Here is a 9,497-nt window from a genome sequence, read left to right on the forward strand (position 1 = left end):
GCAGCCCGGCGGCGGGGCGAAAATGCCCCGCCGCCGCCCGTGACCCGGAGGGGGGATCCGGTCACGGGGTCCTGCATCGCACGGCCGCGGCGGGGAGGGATCCGCCGTTGCCGCCGAGACCCGCCACTGGCGGGCGACCGAAGCCGCTCACGAACCAGCGCCGTTGGGGCCTCAGGCTTCCTAACGGTGCGCGCCCCGATCGGTTCCCTGGAAATTTCCCTGCCGTCCTTTGGTCGTCCGCTTGCACTGCGCGACGCCCATGCGCGGGCCGCACATGACGCCTGCCGCCCCGTCTTGCTACCTTCCGCCGCAAAGACGGGGAGAGGTCAGCGTGGACGGACATATGGCGACGGGTCTTCTGGGCGGCATTCGCCGCGACATCGCGCGGCTGCCGGAGAGCGGCATCGTCGAGGTCGTCAATGCCGGGCGCGGCAAGCCCGACCTGATCCCGCTGTGGGTCGGCGAGGGCGACCAGCCGACGCCGGCCTTCATCGGCGAGGCGGCCAACCGTGCCCTGGCCGAGGGCCAGACCTTCTACACCTGGCAGCGCGGCATCCCGCCGCTGCGCGAGGCCCTGGCCGGCTATGTCGGCCGGGTGGCCGGCGCCACCGTGCCCGCCGGCCGGATCTATGTGACCGTCGGCGGCATGCAGGCGATCATGATGACCATGCAGGCGCTGGTCTCGGCCGGCGACGAAGTGGTGATGCCTGTCCCGGTCTGGCCGAACATCTTCAGCGCCGTCGAGATCGCCGGCGGCCGCACCGTTCCGGTGCCGATCGGGGTCGAGAACGGCCGCTGGCGGCTGGACCTTGACCGGCTGTTCGCCGCCTGCGGCCCGCGCACCCGCGCCCTGTTTCTGAACAGCCCGGGCAACCCGACCGGCTGGACCCTGACCGCCGAGGAGCAGAAGGCGATCCTGGAGTTCTGCCGCGCCCGCGGCATCTGGATCGTCGCCGACGAGGTCTATGCCCGCTTCGTCTATGACCGCCCGACGGCACCGTCCTTCCTGGCGATCGCCGAGCCGGAGGACCGGCTGGTGGTGGTCAACACCTTCTCCAAGAACTGGGCGATGACCGGCTGGCGCATGGGCTGGGTGGTGGCATCGGAGGAGCTGGGGCAGGTCTATGAGAACCTGCAGCAGTTCAACACCTCGGGCGTGCCGACCTTCCTGCAGTACGGCGCGGTGGCCGCGATCGAGCAGGGCGAGCCGTTCATCCGGAGCCAGGTCGACCGCTGCCGCACCGCGCGCGACCTGGTGATCAGCCGGCTGTCCGAATCGCCGCGGGTCCGGCTGACCCGGCCGGACGGCGCCTTCTATCTGTTCTTCCGGGTCGAGGGCGAGCCGGACAGCCGGGCCCTGGCGCTGCGGCTGCTGCACGAGGCGAATGTCGGCCTGGCCCCGGGCTCGGCCTTCGGGCCGGGCGGCGAAGGCCATCTGCGGCTGTGCTTCGCCGGATCGGTCGAACGGCTGCAGACCGCGATGGACCGCCTCCTCCCCGCCCTGTCGTGATCCGTCCATGATCGGGGGCCCGCGGTGAACCGGGCGCTGCTGCAGCGTCTGGTCCCCAACACGCTGGCGGCCGCGACCGAGGGGCGGCAGCGGGCCGATATCGGCCCCTTCGCGCTGTTCGTCTCCGACGCCAGCGACGACCCGATCCAGAGCTTCGCCGTGCCGGTCGCCCCAGCGCCGGACTGGCGCCCGGCGGTGGCCGAGCTGCAGCAGGCCTTCGACGCCGCCGGACGGCGGTTCCGCATCGAGTTCTTCCGTGAGCTGTACCCTGCCCTGTCCCCGACGCTCTACGCCATGGGCTATGAGCGGGAGATGGAGGCGCCGCTGATGTTGCTGCACCGTGACGCCTGGCGCCCCGGCCGCGAGGCCAACGCCAACGGGCCGGCCCGGCTGCTGGCGCTGGGGGACGAGGCGGCGATCGACGCGCTGATGCTGGTGCAGCACGAGGCCTTCGATCAGCCGCTGGACGAGGCCGGACAGGCGGATTTCCGTATCCGGCTGCGGCAGGGCCTGGCCCGCGGCACCCGGCAGGCCGCCCTGGCCCGGCTGGAGGGCGTGCCGGCGGCCAGCGGCCTGCTGCTGATCGGCGGCGACACCGCCGAGCTGGCGGCGGTGGGCACCCGGCCGGCCTTCCGCCGCCGCGGCTTGGCCGAGGCGGTGTGCCGCTGCCTGCTCGACTCGTATTTCGGAGAAGGCCACGACGTCGCCTGGCTGTCCGCCGCGGCGGGGGCGGAGATCCTCTATGCCAGGCTGGGCTTCCGCCCGGTCGGCACCCAGCTGAACTTTGGCAATCCGGGAAAAGAATGACCAGGAAGAGGACAACGCGGCGGCGCCGGCCTGCCGATCCGATGATCCGGATGGCCGAGATGGCCATTGCCGCCGGGCAGACGATCGGTCACCGCAGCCTGATGCTGGCGCAGGCCGCCGGCAATCCGGTGGCGCTGGGCAACCCCGAATTCACCCGCATGGTGGCGGAAAAGATGGCCGTCGCCGCGGAAACGGGCGCCGGGGTGGCGCAGCGCATGGCAGCCGCACAATGGGGCTGGGCCTTCTGGTTCGGCACCCAGGCCCAGCTTGCCGCCGCCGCTTGGACCAGCCCGGCGACGGCGTGGCAGCACTGGCTGCAGGCAGGCACGGACCAGGCCGCAGATGCCGGGCGACGGCTGGCGGCGGATGCCGCCGCCCTGGCCGATGCCAGCTTGGCGCCGGCCCATCGCGTCGCCTCCGCCAATGCCAGGCGTCTGGGTCGGAAGAAGCGCTAGGCCGCACCACCGAAAATAGAACCATTGGGTTCTATGCAAATTCCATAACGAAATAGTCGCTCCTGGAAGGAATTCGTCACCGAACCTTTATGGGAGCGGCGCCCGAACACTGCTAGGAGCATCCTGATTTCGCCGCATCGTTTCGGCGAAACCCATCGGACAAACATGGGGGACAGGATGATTCGTACCGCGAAGCGGCGCGCGCTGCGCGCCATCGGTCTGGTCTCGACCCTGGTTCTGGCGACGGCCGCCGCCGAGAACCGGGCCTGGGCCTGGGGCCATACCGGCCATGTCACGATCGGCGAGGTCGCCGCGGACAACCTGCCCTGGCAGATCAAGGCGATGCTGGGGTGGCAGTCGGACACCGCGATCTCCGAATGGAACGCCGAGCTCGACGTTTCCAAGGGCGCCGGCCAGACCCATGATTTCGAGCGCGACCCCGGCCACTTCATCGACATCGACGATTCCGGCAAGGTGCTGGGCGGCGTCGATTTCAACGCCATGCCGGTGTCGCGCCGCGACTTCGACACCGCGCTGCGCGCCGGCGGCCAGACCCAGTATGGCGCCGGCTACCTGTACTACAGCATCATCGACGGCTGGCAGCAGGTCCGCATGGATTTTGCCTGGGTGCGCGCCCTGACGGCCGGCCTGCGCACCGCCTCGAACCGCGCCGACCGCGAATTCTTCGCGGTGCAGCTGGAGCTGCGCCGCAAGCTGCTGCTGCGCGACATCGGCGTCTGGGGCCATTACGTGGCCGATGGCAGCCAGCCGATGCATGTCTCGGTGCATTTCAACGGCTGGGGCAACTACCCGAACCCGAACAACTACACCAACGCCCCGATCCATGCGCCGTTCGAGGGCAGCTTCGTCAAGAGCTTCATCACCGAGCGGGCGATCCGCGCCGCCCTGCCGCGCTATCGCGACTGCGGCTGCCAGATCGAGCAGCGCGTGCATGACTATCTGAAGGCGACCCTGGGCACGGTCGAGCAGACCTACCAGCTGGCCCCGGTCAGCAACAACTACACCACCCCGGCGCCGGCGGCGGTCGGCTTCGTCACCCAGCGCGTCGCGGCCGGGGCGGCGGAGATGCGCGACATGGTGATCGATGCCTGGACATCCAGCGCCGACTGGACCGTCGGCTATCCGGCGATCAAGGTCTCGGACATCGAATCCGGCAAGGTGAAGGTGACCCGAGACTCGTTCTGGCACGACTGAACGGCCGGTCCAGCGGCGCGGTCGCCGCGCCGCTGGACAAATCCTTGGGGCCATGGATTGCTGGCGGCTCGCCAAGAGGAGCCGTCGCCATGTCGCTGGACCTGTGGTTCGCCTTCCTGCTCGCCGCCTTCATCGTCCTGATCATCCCGGGCCCGACCGTCACCCTGGTGCTGTCCTACGCGCTGGGCCGCGGCCGGTCGCATGCCTGGTGGATCGTCGCCGGCGTGGCGCTGGGCGACCTGACGGCGATGACGCTGTCGCTGCTGGGGCTGGGCGCCCTGCTGGCCGCCTCGGCCACTGCCTTCACCGCGCTGAAATGGATCGGCGCGGCCTATCTGGTCTATCTCGGCATCAAGCTGTGGCGCGCCGCCCCCAAAGCCGATGGCCTCGTGGCGCCGGGGACCGAGCGGTCGCCCCGCGCCATGCTGCTGCACGCCTTCGCGGTAACCGCACTGAACCCGAAGAGCATCGTCTTCTTCGTCGCCTTCCTGCCGCAATTCGTGCATCCGGAGGCGCCGCTGCTGCCGCAGATGGCGGTGCTGGAGGGCACTTTCGTCACCCTCGCCGCGCTGAACGCCGCCGCCTATGCGTGGATCGGCGCCCGGCTGCGTGACACCATCGGCCGGCCGTCGGTGCTGCGCCTGATCAACCGGGCCGGCGCCGGCGTGCTGGTCGCCGCCGGCTTCGCCACCGCCGCCTGGAACCGGGCGAACTAGCCGGCCAGTCCCTCGGCGCCGCGCACCACCCCGACCGTCACGCCCTGCCGGGTCTTGATCTCCGGCGCCAGCCAGCGGCCAGCGGCGTCCTGGTCGGCATCGTCCAGCGCGCCGATCCGCTTCAGGATCGCAGCCATGGCGACATTCGCCGCCCGGTCCGCCCCGTCATCGATCTTGAGGGCGACGCCCAGGCCGTATTCCGGCAGCGCGGCGCAGAACACGCCCTCGGCCCCGACCTTGGTCATCACCCGGCCGTGGCAGGCCTGCATCATCTCGGTGTCGAAGCGGCCGGTGCCGGCCACCAGGAAGGGATGCGCCGCCCAGGCCTTGCGGATGCGCAGCACCGCGTCGCGCCGGCTCGAAGGCAGGTCGTCCGGGTCGGCGATCCGGGCCATGGCGAAGGCCAGCCCCTCCAGCGGGATGGCGATGGTCGGGATCGAGCAGCCATCGGCCGCCCAGGGCGCGTCGCCCAGGCCGCAGCCGGTCATCTGCTCGAGCACGCCGAGGATGCGTTGCTGCACCGGGTGGTCGTAGCGGATGTAGCCCTTGGTCTTCTCGCCGAGATGGACCGCGGTGGTCAGGAAGCCGGTGTGCTTGCCGGAGCAGTTGTTGTGCAGGGCCGACGGATGCTCGTGGCGGCAGACCAGCGCATGGGCCGAGCCTTCGTGGAACGGCAGGTGGGTGCCGCATTCCAGGTCGGCTTCGGACAGGCCGATCTTCGCCAGCCAGGCCGCCACGCGCTCGACATGCCCCGGCTCGCCGCCATGCGAGGCGCAGGCCAGCGCCAGTTCCTCGTCGCCCAGGCCGAAGGCGTCGGCCGCGCCGCTCTCGACCAGCGGGATCGCCTGCAGCGACTTGATCGCCGAGCGGGCATAGACCGGCCGGGAGATGTCGCCCCAATGGCCATGCACCCCGCCATGGCGGTCGACGATCAGGGCACTGCCGCGGTGGCGGCTTTCCACCACCGAACCGCGGGTGACCTCGACCAGGATCGGCGCGCCGCCGGCCGCGAGATCGGCAGTTCCGATGGCGGGGCCGTGGGCGTGCGCGTGGTCGTGATGATGAGGATCGGTCATGGTCGTCTCGACGGGATCAGCGGGGCCGGTTCCGGCGCGCACCTTGCCCTTCCGACCGGCGCGGGGCAAGGTCGCAGCCTGACGACACGGACAGGACCCGGATGAAAGGCTATTTCGCGATCGGCTGCGAGGGCATCAGCAAGCCGATGAATGTGGGCGCCCTGCTGCGCACCGGCCACGCCTTCGGCGCGGCCTTCTGCTTCACCGTGGCGCCGGTGGCCGAGACGGTGGATTTCGGATGGAGCGACACCTCCAGCGCCGCCGGCACGGTGCCGCTCTACACCTATCCCGACGTCGCTTCCCTGACCCTGCCGCAGGGCTGCGCGCTGGTCGGGATCGAGCTGATGGCCGACTCCGTCGCCCTGCCGAGCTTCCGTCACCCCCGGCGCGCCGTCTATGTGCTGGGGTCGGAGCGCGGCGGCCTGTCGCGCGAGATGATCGCGCGCTGCGACCATATCGTGCAGATCCCGACCCGCTTCTCGCTGAACCTGTCCCTGGCCGGGGCGCTGGTGATGTATGACCGGCTGATCTCGCTGGGCCGCTTCGCGCCTCGCCCGATCATGCCCGGCGGCCCGACCGAGGCGCTGCCGCCGCATGTCCATGGCGGCCCGATCGTGGGACAGGGCTGAGGCAGCAGGCTAGGACGCCAGCAGCGACCGCACGGTCGAGGCCAGGGCGTCGGCAGCGTAGGGCTTGCGCAGGGTGGGCAGGTCCTGGGGCACCCCGTCCTCTGCCCCATAGCCGGTGGTGAAGAGCACCTTCAGCGAAGGGCGCTCGCGCCGCACCTGGACGGCCAGCTCGGCGCCCGACATGCCCGGCAGGCCGACATCGGTGATCATCAGGTCGAAGTCGCCGCCATCGAGCAGGCGCAACGCCTCGGGCCCGTCCGCCGCCTCGGCGACATCGAAGCCGCCATCGATCAGGGCCTCCACGGCGAGGAGACGCACCAGCACGTCGTCCTCGACCAGCAACACACGTCCGCCACGCATCGGCCAGCTGTTCGCTTCCTGCTATTCCGACCCGATTCATGGCGGCAAACCGGATCGAGGGCAACCCTTGATGCCCGGTCCGGTCAGTGGATTGTCGTCCCGGCCGGGACGGCATGGGCCGCGGCCTCCAGCGGCACCTGGCCGGCGACCGGTGGCAACCCGATGCCGCCATCCTGCAGGGCGTCGGCCACGGCGGCGAAGATCGGCCCGCACAGCCGGGTGGCGGCGGGCGTCAGGAGGGCGCGGGCCAGGAACGGCACCCAGATCGTCTCGCCCTGCTGGTGCAGCGCCACGACATCGAGCAGCAGCCGCTCATCCTCCGTCACCTGCCGGCAGCGCGGGCAGTTCACCTGGATGGTACGGCCGGCGCCATTGGCGATGAAGCCCATCAGGTCGTCCACCGCCTCCGCTGCCGCCGGCGCGCCCTCGTTGCGGAAGGCGGTGCGGAGGTTGGCCAGCACCGGGATGCCATGGCGATGGCCGGCCACCCAGGCGCGGATCGCCCACAGCACCAAGGTCTCGGCCCGGGTCAGGGCCGGGGCGCCGGCATCATCACAGTCATGCGCCTCGTCGCTCATGACAGCGCCGCCCGGACTAGGCCGAAGGACGGGGTGTTCGCCGGGATCCGCAGCGGCCGCGGCGGCGCGGCCGGGCGCTGCAGCAGCATCCCTGCCCCCGCCAGCAGCTCGCCGAGTTCGGAACAGAGGCCGGCGGCGGCGCGGCAGGCGGCCGGCGACAGCATGCCGCGCAGCATCAGCGTGCCCACTACGCCCGCCTGGCCGATCGCCACCAGGTCCAGGATCCGGCGCTCATCCTCGGTGACGGTGAAGGCGCAGGGCACGCCGATCTGCACCCGCCGCTCGGCGCCGAAGCCGATGATGCGGGTGAGGAGGCCGACCCGCTCCGCCGCCGGCTCGGCACCGACCTTGCGGAAGGCCAGCAGCACCGGATGGTCGGTCGGCGCCCCGGTCTTCAGCCCGACGACGCTGAGGCGCAGCGCCCACAGCACCAGCTGCTCGGGGAAAGGCAGGGCGCGGCGGTCACTCGGCTCGGTGATCTGGTCCTTGTCCATTCTCGGCTCCCGTTGGAACGGCGAGTTGATTGAGAACGATTATCAGTCGCGAATCAAGAGAGGATGTGAGGCCCGGCTGAATCGCAGTTGTAACCCTGCGCCGGACCGGGCCGAACCGGAGACGGGACGCCGTTTGAGGGATACATCATGATCCGATCGCTTCTGACCGGCTTGCTGGCCGCAACCGCCCTGGCCGCCCTACCGGCCCAGGCCACCGAGCGGCCGGTGGTGGTGGAGCTGTTCACCTCGCAGGGCTGCTCCTCCTGCCCGCCGGCGGATGCGCTGCTGTCGACACTGGCCGACCGGCCCGATGTGCTGGCGCTGGCCTTCCATGTCGACTACTGGAACCGGCTGGGCTGGACCGACCCGTTCTCCGGCCCCTGGGCCACGGCGCGGCAGACCGCCTATGCCGCGCAGCTGGGCTCGGACCAGGTCTATACGCCGCAGGCGGTGATCGACGGCCGCGGCGACGTCGTCGGCTCCGACCGCGAAGCGTTGGACTCGGCGATCGCCACGGCCCGCACCGACCCGTCGGTGCCGGTGCAGCTCACCGCGTCCGGCACGGGGCTGCAGGTGGCGGTCGATCCGGCGGCCCCGGCCGACGCGGTGCTGTGGCTGGTCGGCTTCGACGACCGGCACGACACGCCGGTGCGGCGGGGCGAGAATGCCGGCAAGACCCTGGTCGACCGCAATGTCGTGCGCAGCCTGACCCGGCTGGACGGCTGGATTCCGGGCGGCTCTGTCGCCGCGGCACGGCCGGAGGGCGACCGGACGGCGGTGCTGCTGCAGGCCGCGGACGGCCATATCCTGGGGGCGGCCCGGCTGTAGCCGGGCCCTTCTGGTCAGCCGGCCGTCCGGGGACCGAACAGGCCGAACAGGCGCCGGTTGAACAGCGTGCCCAGCCCGACCAGCAGCGCCACCGCGCCGCCATGCCAGAGCAGCACCATCAGCGTCGCCTCGTCGCCATGGAACATGTCGACGGCGCAGGCGGACAAGGCCGACGCCGCCAGCATCCCGCTGGCGATCGTTGCGACCGGGCGCACCGGGCCGGCGAGGCGCAGCATCGCCAGCAGCACCAGGGACAGCGGCAGGCTGATCAGCAGGATCGAGCGGAAGCAGAAGAAGCTGACCCCGAAGGCGAAGCCCTCCGGCCCGTGGCGCACCCAGTCGGTCAGGCAGCCATAGCCGATCGAGAACAGCCACAGCGCCAGGCCGGGCAGCGGCAGCAACGCCCAGGCACGACCCCGGTCCGGCAGGCTGACATGGAAGGCTGCGATGGCCGCGAGGATGCCGGTCAGCATCGCGCCCGCCCATTCCAGCTGGTAATGGGTCTCGCCCATCTCGTCCATGAAATCGGGCCGGATCCCGATGGCCATGACGACGGCGGCGATCATCAGGACGGCGATGCCCAGCCAGAACAGGGCGCGCAGCATCGGCGGCCGAAGGGGGCGGACCGGCTGCGCATCGGCGGCCAGCCTTGCGATCAGGTCTTCGGTGCGAGTGTGCCCCGTCTCCGTCATTTCGGTCCCAAAGCCCCCTTCAGCGCCTTCAGCGCGCGGTGCATGGCGACCTTCAGCGCCGGCACCGACGCGCCGCTGGCGGCCGATGCCTCCTTCAGCGACATATTTGGCAATATCCCAGTTGTTGGGGAAAGGCC

General features: G+C 70.9%; 12 protein-coding genes. 7 read left to right on the forward strand and 5 right to left on the reverse strand.

The features are described from left to right. Positions 1 to 343 precede the first annotated feature (343 nt). The 5 genes from ABDW35_RS24680 (at position 344) to ABDW35_RS24700 (ending at position 4,703) form a co-directional block, all read left to right on the forward strand. Positions 344 to 1,510 carry a pyridoxal phosphate-dependent aminotransferase gene (locus tag ABDW35_RS24680; protein WP_343716515.1) on the forward strand — a complete coding sequence of 389 codons (1,167 nt, stop codon included), beginning with the start codon at positions 344 to 346 and terminating at the stop codon, positions 1,508 to 1,510. Between the two features lie 24 nt (positions 1,511 to 1,534). After that, positions 1,535 to 2,317 (forward strand): GNAT family N-acetyltransferase, encoded by a 783-nt coding sequence (locus ABDW35_RS24685; RefSeq protein WP_343716516.1) that lies wholly within the window; start codon positions 1,535 to 1,537, stop codon positions 2,315 to 2,317. Between the two features lie 59 nt (positions 2,318 to 2,376). Next, positions 2,377 to 2,772, forward strand: a complete 396-nt coding sequence (locus tag ABDW35_RS24690; RefSeq protein ID WP_343716517.1) for a phasin family protein — start codon at positions 2,377 to 2,379, stop codon at positions 2,770 to 2,772. Between the two features lie 177 nt (positions 2,773 to 2,949). After that, complete coding sequence (locus tag ABDW35_RS24695; protein ID WP_343716518.1) at positions 2,950 to 3,987, forward strand: hypothetical protein; 1,038 nt, start codon at positions 2,950 to 2,952, stop codon at positions 3,985 to 3,987. A gap of 89 nt (positions 3,988 to 4,076) precedes the next feature. Then, complete coding sequence (locus tag ABDW35_RS24700) at positions 4,077 to 4,703, forward strand: LysE family translocator (RefSeq protein WP_343716519.1); 627 nt, start codon at positions 4,077 to 4,079, stop codon at positions 4,701 to 4,703. On the opposite strand, the gene ABDW35_RS24705 is transcribed toward ABDW35_RS24700, so the two are convergent. Continuing rightward, positions 4,700 to 5,779, reverse strand: coding sequence for an asparaginase (locus tag ABDW35_RS24705; protein WP_343716520.1), 1,080 nt, complete (start codon positions 5,777 to 5,779; stop codon positions 4,700 to 4,702). The two genes, ABDW35_RS24700 and ABDW35_RS24705, sit on opposite strands and share 4 nt — an antisense overlap. Before the next feature lie 101 nt (positions 5,780 to 5,880). Here ABDW35_RS24705 and ABDW35_RS24710 point away from each other — a divergent pair, with 101 nt between their 5' ends. After that, complete coding sequence (locus ABDW35_RS24710) at positions 5,881 to 6,408, forward strand: RNA methyltransferase (RefSeq protein WP_343716521.1); 528 nt, start codon at positions 5,881 to 5,883, stop codon at positions 6,406 to 6,408. A gap of 9 nt (positions 6,409 to 6,417) precedes the next feature. Here the strand turns inward: ABDW35_RS24710 and ABDW35_RS24715 are convergent, their stop codons facing one another. The 3 genes from ABDW35_RS24715 to ABDW35_RS24725 form a co-directional block, all read right to left on the reverse strand. Next, complete coding sequence (locus tag ABDW35_RS24715; RefSeq protein WP_343716522.1) at positions 6,418 to 6,768, reverse strand: response regulator; 351 nt, start codon at positions 6,766 to 6,768, stop codon at positions 6,418 to 6,420. Positions 6,769 to 6,851: 83 nt separating this feature from the next. Further along, complete coding sequence (locus ABDW35_RS24720) at positions 6,852 to 7,346, reverse strand: hypothetical protein (protein WP_343716523.1); 495 nt, start codon at positions 7,344 to 7,346, stop codon at positions 6,852 to 6,854. Further along, a complete protein-coding gene (locus tag ABDW35_RS24725) occupies positions 7,343 to 7,840 on the reverse strand; it encodes a hypothetical protein (protein ID WP_343716524.1) in 498 nt (165 codons plus the stop codon). The genes ABDW35_RS24720 and ABDW35_RS24725 overlap by 4 nt, the downstream gene beginning before the upstream one ends. 147 nt (positions 7,841 to 7,987) lie before the next feature. Here ABDW35_RS24725 and ABDW35_RS24730 point away from each other — a divergent pair, with 147 nt between their 5' ends. Beyond that, positions 7,988 to 8,668, forward strand: a complete 681-nt coding sequence (locus ABDW35_RS24730) for a DUF1223 domain-containing protein (protein ID WP_343716525.1) — start codon at positions 7,988 to 7,990, stop codon at positions 8,666 to 8,668. Between the two features lie 14 nt (positions 8,669 to 8,682). Here the strand turns inward: ABDW35_RS24730 and ABDW35_RS24735 are convergent, their stop codons facing one another. Beyond that, positions 8,683 to 9,360 (reverse strand): NrsF family protein, encoded by a 678-nt coding sequence (locus tag ABDW35_RS24735; RefSeq protein ID WP_343716526.1) that lies wholly within the window; start codon positions 9,358 to 9,360, stop codon positions 8,683 to 8,685. Positions 9,361 to 9,497: the final 137 nt, after the last annotated feature.

Source organism: Inquilinus sp. (genome assembly GCF_039594555.1).
Lineage (GTDB): Bacteria > Pseudomonadota > Alphaproteobacteria > DSM-16000 > Inquilinaceae > Inquilinus.